The sequence below is a fragment of the Pararhizobium sp. A13 genome (assembly GCF_040126305.1).
In the GTDB taxonomy this organism is placed as follows: Bacteria; Pseudomonadota; Alphaproteobacteria; order Rhizobiales; family Rhizobiaceae; genus Pararhizobium.
Genome location: NZ_CP149510.1, coordinates 1087814 through 1104880, shown reverse-complemented (window position 1 = coordinate 1104880; position 17067 = coordinate 1087814). Strand labels below are relative to the sequence as shown.

The following is a 17067-nucleotide window of genomic DNA, read 5'->3' as shown; positions in this document are numbered from 1 at the left end:
TCCCTTTTATATGCGCCGGTCTGGCGCGGTTTTGGAACCCTTAGAATCAATGTGCCGCGACGCCGGACAAGGCGCGGCGCAAGTTTTGACCGGCCTCGGCAAGTGCGGCCTGCGCCGCCGCCACATCCTTGGCCCCAGCAGCAAGAAGAATGGCGATCTTTACCGATCCCGATGACGTGGTGAGATAGCGGCCCGCTTCCGCCGCCCCGATGCCGGTAATGTCGGAAACGATTCGGACGGCGCGACCGCGCAGCTTGGCATTGTCGGCTTTCAGGTTGACCATGTGCCCGTCGTAGACATGGCCGAGATGGATGCCGACAAGGGTAGAAAACATGTTCAAGGCTATCTTCTGCGCCGTGGCCGCGCCCATGCGCGTCGATCCGGAGATCACCTCGGGCGGCGTCGGCAACAGGATGGCCACCTCGGCACCCTGAAAGAGCATGGCGCCGGGATTGTTCGCCATTGCGATGACACGCGCGCCGCGCTGCCGGGCTTCATCTGCCGCGGCCAGTGCGTAGGGCGTCGAGCCGCTGGCGGAAACGGAAATCAGACAATCACCTTTGCCGATGCCGGCGTCGCGCACGTCCTTGCGGGCGAGCTCCATGTCGTCTTCGTAACCGCCGGCAAGATCGGTAAGGCTGGCAGCACCGCCGGCCAACAGAACGACGATTTTGTCGTGGGCAATTCCATAGGTTCCCGGCAATTCCAGCGCATCGGTCATCGCCATGAGGCCCGAGCTGCCGGCACCCGCATAAGCCAGGCGCCCGCCATTGGCCAACGCTTCCGCAGCGATCTGCGCAGCGGCGGCAAGCGGCTCGATTGCCGCATCGACAACCTTCGCCGCGGCCTGCTGGCCGGATGCCAACAGACGCAGCGCAAGCGCCGGATGCATGACATCCAGTCCGATCGCCTTGTCGTGGCGCTGTTCGGTTTTCACTGACGGCATACGCTCAATCTCCCTCTCCGCAAATTAATGCCAAAAAAATACCAATTGTCTAGGAAAAATTAACTTCCGGCCGAAGAAAAATTTCCATCCATAAAATTTGCCTGCAATTTCGCAATGTTAGGCGATAAATCCAATTAAAGACCAAATCCCCCTTGGTTAATGGTATTTTTTTGGTATCCTTTTCTCCGGAGGTATCCATGCCAAATTATATTCTGGGAATCGATGGCGGGGGCACGAGCTGCCGCGCGGCTGTAGCGGGGCCTGACGGACGTATCCTCGGGCGCGGCAAAAGCGGCGCCGCCAACATTCTGACCGATCCCGACAATGCCCTGATCCATATTGTCGGCGCGGCGACGGCTGCGTTCGAGGAGGCGAACATCGCCCCCTCGAAGATCGGCTCAGCCTGCGCACTTCTTGGTGTGGCGGGCAGTAATGTCGGCGATGCCGTGCACTATGTGAAAGAACGCCTTCCCTTTGCAAAGGCCGACATCGAGTCGGACGGGCTGATCGCATTGCAGGGCGCGCTGGGCGACAGCGACGGTGCGGTCGCCATCCTCGGCACCGGTTCGATCTACATTGCCAGACAGGCAAGCGACATCCGCTATATCGGCGGATGGGGGTTTCAGATCGGTGATCTCGGCAGCGGTGCCCGCCTCGGCCACGCCCTTCTGCAGGAGAGCGTGCTGGCCTTCGACCAGATCCATCCATCCTCGCCGCTGACCGATGCGGTGATGGCGGAGTTCAATTCCGATCCGCGCGACGTGGTTGAATTCGCCCGCGTTGCCCGCCCCGGCGAATTCGGCCGGTTTGCGCCGAAGGTCTTTGAATTCGCTGGCCGCAACGACCCGGTGGCGATCGCGCTGCTGCGGGCGGCTGCACTGACGGTCGACGAGGCGCTAGATGCCGTGGTGGCCCGCGGAAGCCGCAGGCTTTGCCTGCTCGGTGGGCTGGCAACGCTCTATCGACCCTGGCTCGCCAAGCGGCACCAGCCACTTTTCGTGGAGCCTGAGGCAGACGCGCTGACCGGCTCCGTTGCGCTCGCCGCCAAACGCTTTGCCGCCGATGCGAGGGCAGAGGCATGACCCAGCATCTTGAGGCCATATTGCCGCTGGAAGGCCTGCAGGCCGGAGGGTCCGGTCCGCTTTACCTGAAACTGCGGCAATCGCTGGAGGAAGCGATCCTGTCGGGCAAGCTGAACCACGGCGATGCGCTGCCCCCGGAACGCGATCTGGCCGACTATGCCAATATCAGCCGGGTGACAGTGCGCAAGGCGGTCGACGATCTGGTCAAGGACGGGCTGCTGGTGCGCCGTCACGGCTCCGGGACCTTCGTGGTCAAGCCGGTGAACCGTGTGCAGCAGTCGCTCTCACGGCTGACCTCCTTTACCGAGGACATGGCGCGGCGCGGGCTGACGACGACAGCGCAGTGGATCGAGCGCGGATTGTTTCACCCCTCACCGGATGAGATGATGGTGCTTGGCCTTGCTGCCGATTCGCTTGTCGCCCGTCTCGGCCGCTTGCGCATCGCCGATGACATGCCGCTCGCCATCGAGCGGGCGAGCATTTCCGCCGAATTCCTGCCCGACCCTGTCCGGATCGGCACATCGCTCTATGCCGAGCTCGACAAGACCAAGTCGCGGCCCGTGCGCGCCGTGCAGCGGATTTCCGCCTGCAGCCTCAAGGATCCGGACGCGGCAATGCTTGGCGTACCGGTAGGATCGGCGAGCCTCTCGATCGAACGTATTTCCTATCTTGCCTCCGGCCGCGTCGTGGAGTTCACCCGCTCGCTCTACCGGGGTGACGCCTACGACTTCGTGGCGGAATTGACCCTGCCGGAATCGTAAGAACGGCCCAAAGAAGAAAGACATGACCATGCAGACCAATATGCGGCGCGAAATCGATGAGATTCCCGAAGCGGCGGCCCGCCTTCTCGACCAGTCAGGAACCGCGATCAAGCAGGCCGGCGCGGCACTGCGCGAAAAAAACCCTGCCTTCCTGGTAACGATCGCCCGCGGCTCGTCCGACCATGCCGCCTTGTTCCTGAAATATGCAATCGAGCTTTCGACCGGCAAGCCCGTCGCCTCGCTCGGCCCGTCGCTCGCCTCGATCTATGGCGCGAAGATGCAGCTATCCGGCGCCGCTTCGATTGCGATTTCGCAATCCGGCAAGAGCCCGGACATCGTCGCCATGGCCGAAGCCGCGACCAAGGCCGGCGCCGTGACGATTGCGCTCACCAACACCCTACCCTCGCCGATTTCTGAAGCCAGCACCCATCCGCTCGACATCCTCGCTGGCCCGGAAATCGCCGTTGCCGCGACCAAATCCTACGTCAACTCGATCGTCGCCGGGCTTGCCATCCTCGGCGAATGGACCGACGACGAGGCCCTGCGGCGCGCTGTCGCCGACCTGCCGTCGCAATTTGCCAAGGCTGTGAAGCTCGACTGGCAGGCACTCGCGGACGAGCTCGGGGATGCGGAATCGCTGTTCGTGCTCGGCCGCGGACCAGCGCTTGCCATCGCCAGCGAAGCGGCGCTGAAATTCAAGGAAACCTCGGGCATGCACGCCGAGGCCTATTCGGCGGCGGAAGTGCTGCATGGACCGGTGGCACTGGTCGAAAAGCGCTTCCCGGTCATCGGCCTTGCCGCGCGCGACGCGGCGGAAGGCTCGGTTACCGGCATCCTTGACGGTCTCAGCAACAAGGGCGCGCTTGCCTTCGTCACGTCCTCCAACGCCAAGGCGGCGAAGGTGCTGCCCTTTGTCGAGACCGGCCATCCGATCACCGACGCGCTGACGCTGATCCTTCCCTTCTACGGTTTCGTCGAATCCTGGTCGCGCTCGCGCGGCCTCAATCCGGATGCGCCCGTCGCCCTCAAGAAGGTAACGGAGACACGATGACCGCTCGGACAGCAATCACCGGCGCCCGGATTTTCGACGGCCTCGTTTGGCACGATGGCCAGTCCTTGCTGCTGGATGGCGGTACAGTCACCGGCTTTTTGCCGGAGAACGATCTGCCCGCCGGGACGGAAACGATCGCCGCCAGCGGGCAGTTGCTCGTTCCCGGCTTCATCGACTTGCAGGTCAACGGCGGCGGCGGCGTGATGCTGAACGACCGGCAGGACGCAGATGCGATCCGCACCATCTGCGCCGCCCACGCGCAGTTCGGCACGACGGCCCTTTTGCCGACCTTGATCACCGATACGTTTGAGGTTCGCGCTAGAACGATCGAGGGCGGCAGGCAGGCCAAGGCTGAAAATGTACCCGGATTCCTCGGGCTACATCTGGAGGGACCGCATCTTTCCGTTGCTCGAAAGGGTGCGCACGACCCGGCGCTCATCCGGCCGATGGACCAGGTCGATCTCGATGCCATGCTCGCCTGCGCCGGCGTGTTCGATGCGATGATGGTCACGGTGGCGCCCGAAAATGCGACGGCCACTCAGGTGAAGGCGCTGGCAGACGCCGGCATCGTCGTCAGCCTCGGCCACACGGATACGGGCTATAAGACCGTTGTGGAATATGCGCAGGCCGGCGCGCGCACCGTCACCCATCTGTTCAACGCCATGAGCCCGCTCGGACACCGTGAGCCCGGTGTCGTTGGTGGCGCGCTCGATACCGGCGACCTCTACGCAGGGATCATTGCCGATGGTTTCCATGTCGATCCGGTGTCGATGGGGATAGCCCTTCGCGCCAAGAACGGCCCGGGGCGGATCTTCATCGTCACCGACGCCATGTCGACGATCGGCTCCGACCAGACCAGTTTCCTGCTCAACGGCCGCGAGATTTTCCGCAAGGGCGGGCGCCTGACGCTGGCCGACGGGACGCTGGCCGGCGCCGATATCGACATGCTGTCATCCGTGCGCTTTGCCCATGAAAAGCTGAACCTGCCGCTCGACGAAGCGATCCGCATGGCATCTGCCTATCCCGCTGACGCCGTCGGCGTTGCTACTCGCAAGGGTCGGTTGCTGCCCGGGCTGGACGCCGATTTCGTGCTGCTGACGGAACGGCTGGAGATGGCTTCGACCTGGATTGGCGGCCAGCGCGTATTTCAGGTCTAAGCTTTTGGCTATCAGAGCGCGGCGGTCAGCTGCGCCTTCAATTTGCGGACCACATCTGCATCCGTCCGCTTGAAACTTGGCGCAACAAAACCGAGCGACACCAGCCGGGGATCATGAGCCGGCTTATCGATCGAGCATGAGGAATGGACCTCGCTGACGGAAAGGCGAGACAGAATTCCGTCGATCGTCTCCAGCGTTACGCCGGATCCCGGCATGATCGAGATACGGCCGTTCGCAGCCGTCATGATCGATGCCAGCGCATCAACGCCGTCCGGAGCCTTTTTGGCCCCTCCCGATGTCAGGATGCGCTCGAAACCGAGAGCGACGGCGATATCGACTGCCTCTGCAAAATCCGGGACCAGATCGAAGGCGCGGTGCAGCGTGCATCCGAGCCCTGCGGCGTGTTCGACCAGCAGTCGCAATGTGGCCACATCCAAATTTCCAGAGGAGCGGCTCGCTCCGAGCACGACACCGGCAAGACCTGCGACGCGCACTGCGTCGATCTCTGCGCGCATGATGCTGATATCATCCGTACCGAACACAAAATCGCCCGGCCGTGGCCGGATCATCGCATAGACGGGAACATCGAGCCTGGCCGCCATGGTCATCAGCCCCGGCGACGGCGTGAGGCCACCGACGGAAAGGGCCGAGCACAGTTCGATGCGATCGGCGCCACCTTCGACGGCTGCCATGAGACCCGCTGCGTCCTCGACACAGACTTCCAGAAGAATGCTCGTCATCGGGTTTCTCCGCCAAGGCCGAGGATGGCAGCACCAATCAGGCCCGGCTCGATGCCGCATTCGCCGGGCACGACCAGGGGCCGCTCGAATTTTCGAAGAATGCGCGCGCGCACGGCCTTGTCGATCTGCGCAATCAGCGGCGTGACGTTGGCAAGGCCGCCGCCGACGGGAACGATCGTCGCGCCGGTGATGTTGACCGTCAGCGCGAGGGGCGAGCTGACGAGATCGACAAGCACCTCGATGGTCCGCGCCGCCTCGGCATCGGCAGCTTGCCAGACCGTGGTGATCTCTTCGCTGGTCAGCGTCTTGCCATGCAGGGTCTGATGCAGGCGCTCCATGCCGCGGGCACCGCCGATGGTATCGACGCAACCGCGCTGGCCGCAGCCGCAATCGAAGGCGGGGATCGCGACCGGTGGCGTGCCGGCTACGGAAGCGACCGCCGGACCGTGGCCCCATTCGCCGGCGAAACCGCCATCCTCATTGATCAGCCTGCCGGCCACCACAAGTCCGCCGCCGACACCCGTGCCGAGGATGACGCCAAGCACGATCCGGTGGCCGCGGCCGGCACCGGCACCGGCCTCCGCCAGCGCGAAACAATCGGCATCATTGGCAACGAGCACGGGCAGGCCAAGGATATCGGACAGGTCGGCAGAAAGCTTGCGCCCGTCGATGCAGGGAATATTGGCGCATTTGATCGCCTTGGTTTCCGGATCGACGACGCCGGTGATCGATATGGCAATCCGATCCGGTTTTCCGCCTGCTTCGTCGATCGCCAGACGAAGCGTTTCGGCAAAGGCATTGAAATCGTCAAGCGGCGTCGGCCGGCGGCCAAGCGGTTCTATTCGCTCCGCCGAATGCGCAACGGCACCTTTGATAGCCGAGCCGCCAATGTCGAAACAGACGATCATGCGTCACCGCGGATGACGGCTTCCGTGGAAAGCGCCGCCGACAACAGGCGCTCATCCTCGTTGCGCTGACCGGACAGGAGAAAGCCGACCGGCATGCCGGCATCACCCGTACCGCAGGGAATGGAGACGCCGCAGCCATCGAGAAAATTGCCGATCGAGGTGTTGCGCAGCGTCTTGCCGTTGATCTTGAAAAACAGTTCGTCATCGGCAAGCAGAGGCGCTATCGGCGGCGCCACATGCGGCAAGGTCGGATGCGCCATCAGTTCGCCCGGTTCGAGATTGTCGGCCAGCGCTGCGATCAGCCGCTCGCGCCCCTCGAGAATCGCGACATAGTCCGCCATGCTGATCTTTTCGCCAAGCCGGGTGCGCGCGACCACGCGATGATCCATTCGCTCGGCGTCGGTGCCCTGAAGACGCTCCGTGTGCAGGACATAGGCCTCAGCGGTTACCAGTGCGCCATGTCGCGCCATCAGTTCGAAAATCTCCGCAAAGATCGGGAAGGCTCGGCGCGTAACCTGCACTCCCGCCCTTTCAAGCCGCGAAATTGCAGCCTCGAACGCTGCCACGACGCCTGCCTCGGCACCGTCGAACACGACGGTCTCCGGTATGACAAGCTTGAGATCTCGCAGGTCCGTCCGGCCGACATCCGGCGCCGTGCGGCCTCGCATGGCGGCGTCGATCCAGAGAGCGTCCTGCACCGTGCGGCAGAGCGGCCCGAGCGAATCGAGGCTTTTTGCCAGCGGGAACACGCCCTTCATCGAATAGCGGCTGCGCGTTGCCTTGTAGCCGACGATACCGTTCAATGCCGCGGGAATGCGGATCGAGCCGCCCGTGTCCGTGCCGATCGCGACCGGCACCAGACCGGCGGCGACCGCCACCCCCGAACCCGCCGACGAACCGCCCGGAATGCGCGGCACGTCGCGGGAGGCCGCATTGTGCGCCGTACCGTAGTGCGGATTGATGCCGAGGCCGGAAAAGGCGAACTCGCTCAAATTGGTTCGGCCGACGCTGACCATTCCCGCATCGGCGAGCGCCCTAACGACGTCGGCATCAGTCGTAGCCGGCTTATGACCCAGGACGACCGAACCGGCGGTCGTCACCGCGCCTTTCGTGTCGAACAGGTCCTTCCATGCCACCGGAATACCGTCGAGAAGACCGCGGGACCGGCCTGAGCGAATGCGTTCACCCGATGCCTTTGCCTCCGCCAGTGCACGCTCTGCCAGCAGACAGGTGAAAATCGCCTGATCCTTGTGGGCGGCTATTCGTTCCAGCGTTGCCTTTGCCAGTTGCAACGGATCGAGAGTACCCGCCTGCAGCAGGACGGAAAGACCTGCAACCGATATGTTTCCGTCCACTCCATCCATCGCTATCTTCTCCAGAACTGCGCCAGCGGCGGCATCATATCGATGTGACACCTTGATTGGCAGCGCATTCCGCCTCCTTCACACATGATTTTCGCCGCGGTCTTGCCCGGTCACGCCCGCCCGCCTACATGCCCAAGGCGGCAAAACGGCCGCTGACAGCACGGAGATGATTGATGATACTCGACGCGGCGCGACTTTCCTTCAACAATCTCTTCGCGCCGGAGACGCGCTCGGTATTCTGGAAAGTGTTGGGCCTGACGCTGTTGGCCCTTGCCGGACTGTGGTTGGCGCTGCGTGAACTCTTCATCTATCTCGCCTTGCCGTGGCTCGACGTGCTTATCCCCGGCACATCCGGCTGGGAGGGGTGGCTTGCCGTCGTCATCGGCATTTTTGCGAGCCTCGGCATCGCGCTGGCGCTGGCGCTGCTTCTGGCGCCGGTGACGGCATTGATCGCGGGCTTCTTTCTCGACGATGTGGCGGAGGTCGTCGAAAAACGGGACTATCCGGCGGAACCGGCTGGCCGCCCGTTGCCGCTGGGCGAAGCGATCGCCGGAACCATGAAGTTCCTCGGCGTGATCATTGCCGGCAACATCGTTGCGTTGTTCCTGCTGCTCATCCCCGGCATCAACCTGATCGCGTTCTTCCTGGTGAATGGCTATCTGCTCGGCAGGGAATTCTTCGAGTTTGCCGCCATGCGCCATCGCCCGCCCGCCGAGGCGCGGCTGTTTCGCGCCAAGCATGCCGGCATGGTGTTTTTGGCAGGCCTCATCCTCGCAGCCTTCCTTGCAGTGCCAATTCTCAATCTGCTGACGCCGCTCTTTGCTGCCGGCATGATGGTGCATCTTCACAAGAAGCTGTCGCAACGCGACCCGGCTTTTCGCCAGCAACTAAGTCAGGGCGCGATGTAGCGACTTTTACAATTCGTCTATATTGACTAATTGTAAAACATGGTGGATAAGACTGCATGTCTCATCCATTGACGCCCTTCATCCCTGTCTGCGACGCGATCGCCACGCTGTTTTCACCACATGTGGAAGCCGTCTTGCATGATCTCGATAGCGGACTGATTTTCCATATCGCCAATGCCTTCTCGAAGCGGCGGCCGGAAGACAGTTCGCTCAACGAGGCTGGCCTGGTATCCTCGCTCGAAGACGATGTGATCGGACCTTATGGCAAATCCAATTGGGACGGCCGCCGGCTAAAGGCGATTACGGCGGTTTTGCGCGACGCCGAGGGCAGGCCGGTCGGGCTGCTCTGCATCAATCACGACATCGAAGCCTTTGCCAGCATCTTCGACCAGTTGAAATCGATGGTCGATATCGCGGCGCCCATGCCGAAGACGTCGGCACTCATGGCGGAGGATTGGCGCGAGGCGGTCAACTCGGTGATCGGCGACTTCCTTGGCACACGCAGGGCCACGCTCGCGGGTCTCACCAGCGCGGACATGGACGAGCTGATCGGCATGCTCGACGTGCGCGGGGTCTTTGCGATCCGCAAGGCCGTTCCCTATGTCGCCGAGATTTTGAAACTGTCGCGGGCGACGATCTACAACCGCCTTGGCGCCATCCGCCAGAAACAGGAAACCGCCAATGAGGAAGAACCGCGATGACGAAGCCGATGCGTGATTTTGCGCTGGAAACCTACATGTCCAAATGGGAGTTCGTCGCGAGATACAACATGACCGCCTCCGACGCGGAGAGCCTGCGGCTGCCGGAATTGCTTGCCATGGCAAGCGACGAGGATCGCTCCGAGTTCGAAAACCTCAGCCTGGGCTATACCGAAACCTTTGGCGCGCCCGCACTCAGGCAGGAAATCGCCGGCACATACGAAATGGCCGGACCGGAAAACCTGATCTGTTTTGCCGGTGCAGAGGAGGCGATCTACATAGCGATGAAAGTCCTGCTGACCGCGGACGACCACGCGATCGTCATCACCCCGAACTATCAGGCCGCCGAAACTCTTCCGCTCAGCATCTGCGCCGTGACCGGCGTGGCGCTGGATATGGACAATCACTGGGATCTCGACATCGGCCGCATCAAGGCGGCGCTTCGGCCGAACACGAAACTGATCTCGATCAACTTTCCCAACAATCCGACCGGCAAGATTCTTCCACGCGCGACCTTCGATGCTCTCACCGAACTCTGCCGCAAGCAGGGCATCTGGCTGTTCAGCGACGAAGTCTACCGGCTGATCGAAAAGGACGAGCGCCTGCGCCTGCCACAGGCGATCGACGTCTATGAGCGTGGAATTTCACTCAATGTCATGTCGAAAGCCTACGGCCTGCCGGGCTTGAGGATCGGTTGGCTGGCATCCAACGATCACGAATTTCTGGTGCGCTGCGAGCGCTACAAGCATTTCCTGTCGATCTGCAATTCCGCGCCATCGGAAATCTTGGCGCGGATTGCGCTGAAAAACCGCGACCAGATATTGGCAAGAACACGGGGCATCGTCCGCAGCAACATAGCCCATCTGAACACATTCTTTGCCGACTTCCCGCATCTGTTCGACTGGCGCGAACCCGATGGGGGTTGCGTTGCCTTCATCCGCTACAAGGGCGCGGATGGCGTCGAAGAGTTTACCAGACGCGTTGTCGAGGAAGCGGGCGTGTTCTTCCTGCCATCGAGCGTCTATCATTCTGACCTGACGCCGGTGCCGGAAAACTGCCTGCGCATCGGGTTCGGGCGCCTGCATGTGCCCGAGGGTCTGACCGTCCTGCGCAACTGGCTCCAGCGCAACGGCGCTTAACCGAAAAGAGAAGCTGGCTAAATATCAGCCTCGCGCAGCCGGTATCCGACGCCTGTCTCGGTGGTGATGTATTGCGGCTGGTCGGGGCTGACTTCAATCTTCTGGCGGAGCTGGCGGACATAGACGCGCAGATATTGTACGTCGGCCGCGTTGCCCCAGATCTGCTTAAGCAGGAACTGATGCGTAAGCACCTTGCCGGCGTGCTGCACCAGGATGCGCAGGATATCGTATTCCTTCGGCGACAGCTTCACCTCGCGGCCATCGACCTTGACGATGCGCTTGACCAGATCGACGGAAAGGCCGCCGGTCTGGAACAGCGGTTTCTCGCCCTGCTGCTGCAGCCGGTGGCGCAGCGCCACGCGGATGCGCGCCACCAGTTCGTTCATGCCGAAGGGTTTGGTCACATAATCGTCGGCACCGAGTTCCAATGCCTTGACGATCCCGGCTTCGTCGGTCCGGCTCGACAGGATGACGATGGGCAGCGTCAGGCCCTCTTCGCGCCAGCCCCTCAGGAGGTCGTGGCCCGGTACATCCGGCAGACCCAGATCGAGCAGGATCAGATCGGGTTGCTCGATCCTGACCATTTCCTTCGCGGCCTTGCCGTTGCCCGCTTCGCTGACGGCATAGTCCTGTGTCGCCAGGCCGACGCGCAGCAGCCGGCGAATGGGTGGCTCGTCGTCAACGACCAGGATTTTGACGGCCGACAGGGTCATTTCATGTCCTTCAGATTGGGCGCATCCGGCAAGAGCGGCAGGCTGACGGTGAAGACGGCGCCGGAACGGTCCGTCCTGTTCTCAGCGGCGATGGTCCCGCCCATTGCCTCGATAAAGCCGCGGCAGATCGACAGGCCAAGCCCGGTTCCGGCCCGGACGTGATCACCTTTGCGCACCCTATAAAACGTATCGAAGACCCGCTCGAGATCACCGGGAGGGATGCCTGGCCCCTCATCGGAAACCCTGAGAAGAACGCGTGCGCCATCGGTTTCCGCCTGAACGCCGACGGTCGAACCATCAGGGGCATATTTGGCGGCGTTGTCGAGCAGGTTAAACAGTACCTGCTCGAACAGGACGGGATCGACCCTGACCATGGGCAACTCGGCGGGAACGCGAACATCGACCTCGTGATGAGCCAGAATCTTGCTCGCCCTGCGCAAGGCGCTGCCGGCGATATCGCCGATATAATGGAACGCCGCATTCGGCTCCATCGCACCGGACTCGATCCGGGTCATGTCGAGAAGGTTGGCGATGAAACGGTTCAGCCGCTCCGATTCGTCCGTCACCGTCGTCAACAGTTCGAAGCGGTCCCCTTCCGGCAGCACGGACTGGTAGTCCCGCAGGGTGCCGGCAGCACCCATGATGGCCGCCAAGGGTGTCTTCAGGTCGTGCGAGATAGACGTCAGCAGCGCCGAGCGAAGCTTGCCGGCTTCCTCGGCCAGCCGCGCATTGTCGACATCAGCGACAAGCTGGACACGCTCGATGGCAAGCGCCGCCTGATCGGCCAGCGCATCGAGCAGCCGCTGTTGTTCCGGCGTGAGCAGTGGCCCTTGCCGGTCGTTGTCGAGACCGATGACGCCGACGGCGGCGCGTGCGGTGCGGAGCGGCACGTAGAGCCGTTTGGCTCCCGGAAGCGTATCGGCGCCGCGTCCGGCAGCGCGATTGTGTTCCCAGGCCCAGCGCGCCGCGGCGATATCGGCGTCATCCAGCGTGTCATCCGGTGGATAGCCGGCTTTCACGGCAATCGTCCCGTCTTCCGGCAGAAGCAGCACGACGCGCACTTTCAGCATGGAAGCGAGCTGAAATGCCGTCGCCCAGAGCACGTCGTCCAGCGTGCCGGTGCCCGCCAGCTTCTTGCTGAAAAGATAAAGGTCCTCGGTGGTTCGGGCACGCAGGCGTGCCGCTGCCGCCTGACGCTGCACGCTCGCGGTCAGATTGCTGGCGACGATCGCCACCACGAAGAAAAAGACGAAGGCGACGACACTTTCCGGATCGCCGATCACGAATGTGTAAAGCGGCGCAAGGAAGAAGAAATTCAAGGCGAGCGCACCGATGACGCTCGAATAGAGGGCCGGCTTCAAGCCTTCCGTTACCGCCGTGGTCAGAACCGCCATCAGAAAGACCAGCGCGATGTTGCGCACATCGAGCGACTGGTCGAGCAGAAAACCCACGCCCAGCGCGCAGCCGACATAGAGTGTCGCCAGCACATAGGGCCTGATCTTGAACTGCACTGGCGTCGGCACCGTCCTGACGCCCGTTGCGACCGGATCGCCCTCACGGTCATCCCCAGCAATGACATGAACGCTGATATCGCCTGCGCTGCGGATGAGCTTGTCGGTCACCGAACCCTGGAGCCACTGCCGCCAGCGAGATTTTTTGGGGCTGCCGACAATGATATGGGTGACATTGCTTGCCGCTGCGTGGCGGACGATTTCCTCGGCCTCATCGGAGCCCGGTCGGGTGATTGCCTCGCCGCCCAGATGTTCCGCGAGACGCAGGGTCGCGGCGATCCTGTCGCGCGCGGCTTCAGGCAAATGCACGGACCTTGCCGTCTCCACGTAAAGCGCCACCCAGGGCGCACGCAGGCGGTCGGCAAGCCGGGCGGCATAGCGCACCAAAGACGCGCAGCGCGGATGATCGTCGATGCAGACAAGCACCCGGTCGCCGGCCGCCCAGGGACCGGAGATAGCATGCGCCTGCATGTGGGTCAGCAATTGTTCATCGACCCGCTGGGCCGTGCGGCGAAGCGCCAGTTCGCGCAACGCTGTCAGGTTTCCGGGCGAGAAATAATTCTCGAGCGCCCGTTGCGCCGTCTTCGGCACATAGACTTTGCCGTCATGCAGCCGCTTGATCAGGTCATCCGGCGTCAGGTCGATGATTTCGACGTCGTCGGCCCGATCGATGATCGAATCGGGAACCGTTTCGCGCACCCTGATACGGGTGATCTGGGCGACGACGTCGTTCAGGCTTTCGACATGCTGGATGTTGAGCGTCGAATAGACGTCGATGCCGCGCGAGAGCAGTTCCTTCACATCCATGTAGCGCTTGGGGTGGCGGCTGCCGGGCGCATTGGTGTGCGCCAGTTCGTCGACGAGGACCAGGGCGGGACGTCGTGCAAGGATGGCATCGATGTCCATTTCATCGAGACGACGGCCCTTATACTCGACGCTCGAGCGCGGGATGACCTCCAGGCCATCGACCAGCGCCTGGGTTTCCTTGCGGCCGTGGGTCTCGACCACGCCGACGACGACATCGACGCCGTCAGCTTTCCGCGCATGGGCGGAGGTGAGCATTTCAAAGGTCTTGCCGACGCCGGGGGCCGCTCCCAGAAAGATTTTCAGGCGGCCGCGGCTTTCCCGCTCCGCCCGCTGTAAAAGCGCATCCGGTGATGGCCTGCCATCCATGTCGCGGCTGTCGTCTCGCATGAAGCGTTCAGTCTTTCTCCGTCTCGGACGGAAAGCAGCCGAATGCCGCTTTCCGCCCGGCACCATCAGGGCGAAACAGCTTTATCAAGTGCCATGTTCAGCGCCAAGACGTTGACGGCCGGTTCGCCGAGAATCCCGAGTTCGCGAGCCTCGACGGCCTGATCGACCAGTGTGCGGACCTGACCTTCGTCCATGCCGCGCGCCTTGGCGACGCGCGGCACCTGGAAATAGGCCGCTTCCGGCGTGATATGCGGATCGAGGCCGCTGCCCGATGCGGTGACCAGATCCATCGGGACCGCGACACCAGGGTTGGTGGCTTTCAGAGCTTCCGCTTCCGCCTTGATCCGGTCGAGCAGCTTCGGATTGGTCGGGCCGAGGTTGGAGCCGCTGGATGCGGCCGCATTGTAGCCATCGCCGGCAGCCGAGGGGCGGCCGTGGAAATAGGTGTCGCCTGAAAAGACCTGGCCGATCAGCGTCGAGCCGACGACCGTTCCATCCTTTTCGACGAGGCTGCCATTGGCCTGGTGCGGGAACAGAGCCTGGGCGATGCTCGTCATGCCGAGCGGGTAGGCAAGACCGGTGATGACCGTGATGGCAACGATCGTGACAAGGGCTGGTCTTAGTTGTTTCAACATGGGTGAATTCCTTTAAACGAGTCCAAGGGCGGTGATGGCCACATCGATGGCCTTGATGCCGATGAACGGCACGATGACGCCGCCGAGGCCGTAGATGAGCAGGTTGCGCGACAGCAGGGCGCCGGCGCCGACGGCACGATATTTCACACCCTTCAGCGACAGCGGGATCAGCGCCACGATGACCAGCGCATTGAAGATGATGGCCGACAGGATGGCGCTCTGCGGCGAGGCGAGCCCCATGATGTTCAGCGCCGACAGTTGCGGATAGAAGGCCAGGAACATTGCCGGGATGATGGCGAAATACTTGGCGATGTCGTTGGCAATCGAGAAGGTGGTCAGCGCGCCGCGTGTCATCAGGAGCTGCTTGCCGATCTCGACGATCTCGATCAGCTTGGTCGGGTCCGAATCCAGATCGACCATGTTGCCGGCTTCGCGGGCCGCCACCGTGCCGGTGTTCATGGCCACGCCGACATCGGCCTGGGCGAGTGCCGGGGCATCGTTGGTGCCGTCGCCGCACATGGCAACGAGCTTGCCCTTCGCCTGTTCCTCGCGGATCAACGTCAGTTTGTTCTCCGGTGTCGCCTGAGCAAGGAAGTCGTCGACGCCGGCTTCGGCAGCGATCGCAGCTGCAGTCATCGGGTTGTCGCCGGTGATCATCACGGTGCGGATGCCCATGCGGCGCAGCTCGGCGAAACGCTCGCGGATGCCACCCTTGACGATATCCTTGAGATGCACGACACCCATCAAACGGCCGTCGCGAACGACGGCGAGCGGCGTGCCGCCGGACTTGGCTATCTCGTCAGCGATGGCCTGGATTTCGCGCACGGTTTCCGGACGCGCCGAGGCGCCAAGTCCGCCGACATAGCTCAGCACGGCGTCCACCGCACCCTTGCGGATCGACGATCCCTCAATATCGACGCCGCTCATGCGGCTTTGGGCCGTAAAGGGAACGAAGTGGGCGTGCAGTTGCGCCATGTCGCGCGCACGGATGCCGTATTTCTCCTTGGCGAGAACGACGATGGAGCGGCCTTCGGGGGTTTCGTCGGCGAGCGATGCCAGCTGCGCGGCATCGGCAAGGTCCTGTGCCGACACGCCTGCGACCGGGCACAGCTCGGTTGCCTGGCGGTTGCCGAGCGTGATCGTGCCGGTCTTGTCGAGAAGCAGCGTATCGATGTCGCCTGCGGCTTCGACCGCGCGGCCGGACATGGCGAGCACGTTGAAGCGGACCAGGCGGTCCATGCCGGCAATGCCGATGGCGGAAAGAAGCGCGCCGATCGTGGTCGGGATCAGTGTCACGAACAGGGCGACGAGAACGATGACCGGGATAGCACCGCCAGCATAGGTGGCGAAGCTCGGGATCGTCGCAACGGCAAGCACGAAGATCAGCGTCATGCCGGCGAGAAGGATGTTGAGGGCGATCTCGTTCGGGGTCTTCTGGCGCTCGGCGCCTTCGACCAGCGCGATCATCCGGTCGATGAAGGTCGAGCCGGCGGCGGCGCTGATGCGTACCCGGATCCAGTCCGACAGGACCTGCGTGCCGCCGGTGACGGCCGAGCGGTCACCGCCGGATTCGCGGATGACCGGGGCGGATTCGCCGGTGATCGCCGCTTCGTTGACGGAGGCAACGCCTTCGATGACTTCACCATCCGACGGGATAATGTCGCCGGCCTCGACAAGCACGATGTCGCCGACCTTGAGGCTCGTTCCGGGAACCACCTTGTAGCTCTTGAGATCGCTGCCGGTCAGCAGCTTTGCCTGCGTTTCGGTGCGCGTCTTGCGCAGTGAATCCGCCTGCGCCTTGCCACGTCCTTCGGCGACGGCTTCGGCGAAATTGGCGAAAAGCACCGTGAACCAGAGCCAGATATTCAGTTGCAGCGAGAAGCCGAGGCCTTCGCCGCCGGTGACGAGATCGCGCAGGAACAGGATGGTCGTCAGCGTCGAGACGACGGCGACGACGAACATCACCGGGTTTTTCGCGAGCGTACGCGGGTTGAGCTTGGCAAAAGCCGAGCCAATCGCGGGAATGAGGATGCGAGAGTCCACGAGGCTCGCAGATTTGGACTGGCTCATGAGAGAACTCCAGTTTCTTTTGTTTGTGACATCACGGCGACTACGGTCAGCCGCGGAACAATTCGGTGAAGGCAAGGGCGAGACTGGTCGCCACCAAGAGGACAGCATGATCGCCAGCACAATATCGGTAGCCGGCATTCCGGGAGCCCCTCGCGGCGGGTCGCCGTCGCGAGGGTGAAGGAGCTTTCCG

The 17067-nt window shown here is 62.8% G+C and carries 15 protein-coding genes; 7 read left to right on the top strand and 8 right to left on the bottom strand.

The window, feature by feature from the left end; all coding sequences use genetic code 11:
- Positions 1-46: 46 nt before the first annotated feature.
- Positions 47-946 (bottom strand): N-acetylmuramic acid 6-phosphate etherase, encoded by a 900-nt coding sequence (locus tag WI754_RS05230; RefSeq protein WP_349436594.1) that lies wholly within the window; start codon positions 944-946, stop codon positions 47-49.
- Positions 947-1143: 197 nt separating this feature from the next.
- Here WI754_RS05230 and WI754_RS05225 point away from each other — a divergent pair, with 197 nt between their 5' ends.
- Genes WI754_RS05225 through nagA form a run of 4 tightly spaced genes read left to right on the top strand, consistent with a single transcriptional unit; the run spans position 1144 to position 4997 of the window.
- Entirely contained in the window at positions 1144-2028 is an 885-nt protein-coding gene (locus tag WI754_RS05225; RefSeq protein WP_349436593.1) for an N-acetylglucosamine kinase, read from the top strand.
- Entirely contained in the window at positions 2025-2789 is a 765-nt protein-coding gene (locus WI754_RS05220) for a GntR family transcriptional regulator (protein ID WP_349436592.1), read from the top strand. The genes WI754_RS05225 and WI754_RS05220 overlap by 4 nt, the downstream gene beginning before the upstream one ends.
- A gap of 28 nt (positions 2790-2817) precedes the next feature.
- On the top strand, positions 2818-3840 hold the full coding sequence (locus WI754_RS05215) for an SIS domain-containing protein (RefSeq protein ID WP_349437734.1): 1023 nt from the start codon (positions 2818-2820) through the stop codon (positions 3838-3840).
- Positions 3837-4997: an N-acetylglucosamine-6-phosphate deacetylase gene (gene nagA / locus WI754_RS05210; protein ID WP_349436591.1), complete on the top strand. Its 1161-nt coding sequence runs from the start codon at positions 3837-3839 to the stop codon at positions 4995-4997. The genes WI754_RS05215 and nagA overlap by 4 nt, the downstream gene beginning before the upstream one ends.
- A gap of 11 nt (positions 4998-5008) precedes the next feature.
- Here nagA and WI754_RS05205 read toward each other — a convergent pair whose 3' ends face one another.
- From WI754_RS05205 to WI754_RS05195, 3 genes are read right to left on the bottom strand one after another with little or no spacing between them, the layout of a single operon-like run.
- Positions 5009-5737, bottom strand: coding sequence for a copper homeostasis protein CutC (locus WI754_RS05205; RefSeq protein ID WP_349436590.1), 729 nt, complete (start codon positions 5735-5737; stop codon positions 5009-5011).
- Positions 5734-6645 (bottom strand): ROK family protein, encoded by a 912-nt coding sequence (locus WI754_RS05200; RefSeq protein ID WP_349436589.1) that lies wholly within the window; start codon positions 6643-6645, stop codon positions 5734-5736. The genes WI754_RS05205 and WI754_RS05200 overlap by 4 nt, the downstream gene beginning before the upstream one ends.
- Complete coding sequence (locus tag WI754_RS05195; protein ID WP_349436587.1) at positions 6642-8009, bottom strand: amidase; 1368 nt, start codon at positions 8007-8009, stop codon at positions 6642-6644. Before WI754_RS05195 ends, WI754_RS05200 begins: the two co-directional genes overlap by 4 nt.
- A gap of 173 nt (positions 8010-8182) precedes the next feature.
- Here WI754_RS05195 and WI754_RS05190 point away from each other — a divergent pair, with 173 nt between their 5' ends.
- Genes WI754_RS05190 through WI754_RS05180 form a run of 3 tightly spaced genes read left to right on the top strand, consistent with a single transcriptional unit; the run spans position 8183 to position 10754 of the window.
- Positions 8183-8917, top strand: a complete 735-nt coding sequence (locus tag WI754_RS05190) for a sulfate transporter family protein (protein WP_349436586.1) — start codon at positions 8183-8185, stop codon at positions 8915-8917.
- A 56-nt stretch (positions 8918-8973) separates the two neighbouring features.
- A complete protein-coding gene (locus WI754_RS05185) occupies positions 8974-9618 on the top strand; it encodes a PAS domain-containing protein (RefSeq protein WP_349436585.1) in 645 nt (214 codons plus the stop codon).
- Positions 9615-10754 carry an aminotransferase class I/II-fold pyridoxal phosphate-dependent enzyme gene (locus WI754_RS05180; RefSeq protein ID WP_349436584.1) on the top strand — a complete coding sequence of 380 codons (1140 nt, stop codon included), beginning with the start codon at positions 9615-9617 and terminating at the stop codon, positions 10752-10754. Before WI754_RS05185 ends, WI754_RS05180 begins: the two co-directional genes overlap by 4 nt.
- Positions 10755-10771: 17 nt before the next feature.
- Here WI754_RS05180 and WI754_RS05175 read toward each other — a convergent pair whose 3' ends face one another.
- From WI754_RS05175 to kdpB, 4 genes are all read right to left on the bottom strand, one after another.
- On the bottom strand, positions 10772-11467 hold the full coding sequence (locus WI754_RS05175; RefSeq protein WP_349436583.1) for a response regulator transcription factor: 696 nt from the start codon (positions 11465-11467) through the stop codon (positions 10772-10774).
- Positions 11464-14172 carry a sensor histidine kinase KdpD gene (locus WI754_RS05170; protein ID WP_349436582.1) on the bottom strand — a complete coding sequence of 903 codons (2709 nt, stop codon included), beginning with the start codon at positions 14170-14172 and terminating at the stop codon, positions 11464-11466. Before WI754_RS05170 ends, WI754_RS05175 begins: the two co-directional genes overlap by 4 nt.
- Positions 14173-14237: 65 nt before the next feature.
- The gene (gene kdpC / locus WI754_RS05165; protein WP_349436581.1) at positions 14238-14807 is read right to left on the bottom strand and encodes a potassium-transporting ATPase subunit KdpC; all 570 of its coding nucleotides are present in this window, start codon (positions 14805-14807) and stop codon (positions 14238-14240) included.
- A gap of 12 nt (positions 14808-14819) precedes the next feature.
- On the bottom strand, positions 14820-16877 hold the full coding sequence (gene kdpB / locus WI754_RS05160) for a potassium-transporting ATPase subunit KdpB (protein ID WP_349436580.1): 2058 nt from the start codon (positions 16875-16877) through the stop codon (positions 14820-14822).
- Positions 16878-17067 lie beyond the last annotated feature (190 nt).

Excerpts from the sequence above, each read along its gene's own strand:
- WI754_RS05185 (WP_349436585.1), top strand. The coding sequence starts at position 8,974 with ATGTCTCATCCATTGACGCCCTTCATCCCTGTCTGCGACGCGATCGCC.
- kdpC (WP_349436581.1), bottom strand. The coding sequence starts at position 14,807 with ATGTTGAAACAACTAAGACCAGCCCTTGTCACGATCGTTGCCATCACG.
- WI754_RS05205 (WP_349436590.1), bottom strand. The coding sequence starts at position 5,737 with ATGACGAGCATTCTTCTGGAAGTCTGTGTCGAGGACGCAGCGGGTCTC.
- WI754_RS05190 (WP_349436586.1), top strand. The coding sequence starts at position 8,183 with ATGATACTCGACGCGGCGCGACTTTCCTTCAACAATCTCTTCGCGCCG.
- WI754_RS05225 (WP_349436593.1), top strand. The coding sequence starts at position 1,144 with ATGCCAAATTATATTCTGGGAATCGATGGCGGGGGCACGAGCTGCCGC.
- WI754_RS05170 (WP_349436582.1), bottom strand. The coding sequence starts at position 14,172 with ATGCGAGACGACAGCCGCGACATGGATGGCAGGCCATCACCGGATGCG.
- nagA (WP_349436591.1), top strand. The coding sequence starts at position 3,837 with ATGACCGCTCGGACAGCAATCACCGGCGCCCGGATTTTCGACGGCCTC.
- WI754_RS05230 (WP_349436594.1), bottom strand. The coding sequence starts at position 946 with ATGCCGTCAGTGAAAACCGAACAGCGCCACGACAAGGCGATCGGACTG.
- WI754_RS05180 (WP_349436584.1), top strand. The coding sequence starts at position 9,615 with ATGACGAAGCCGATGCGTGATTTTGCGCTGGAAACCTACATGTCCAAA.
- WI754_RS05200 (WP_349436589.1), bottom strand. The coding sequence starts at position 6,645 with ATGATCGTCTGTTTCGACATTGGCGGCTCGGCTATCAAAGGTGCCGTT.
- kdpB (WP_349436580.1), bottom strand. The coding sequence starts at position 16,877 with ATGAGCCAGTCCAAATCTGCGAGCCTCGTGGACTCTCGCATCCTCATT.
- WI754_RS05175 (WP_349436583.1), bottom strand. The coding sequence starts at position 11,467 with ATGACCCTGTCGGCCGTCAAAATCCTGGTCGTTGACGACGAGCCACCC.
- WI754_RS05220 (WP_349436592.1), top strand. The coding sequence starts at position 2,025 with ATGACCCAGCATCTTGAGGCCATATTGCCGCTGGAAGGCCTGCAGGCC.
- WI754_RS05195 (WP_349436587.1), bottom strand. The coding sequence starts at position 8,009 with ATGGATGGAGTGGACGGAAACATATCGGTTGCAGGTCTTTCCGTCCTG.
- WI754_RS05215 (WP_349437734.1), top strand. The coding sequence starts at position 2,818 with ATGCAGACCAATATGCGGCGCGAAATCGATGAGATTCCCGAAGCGGCG.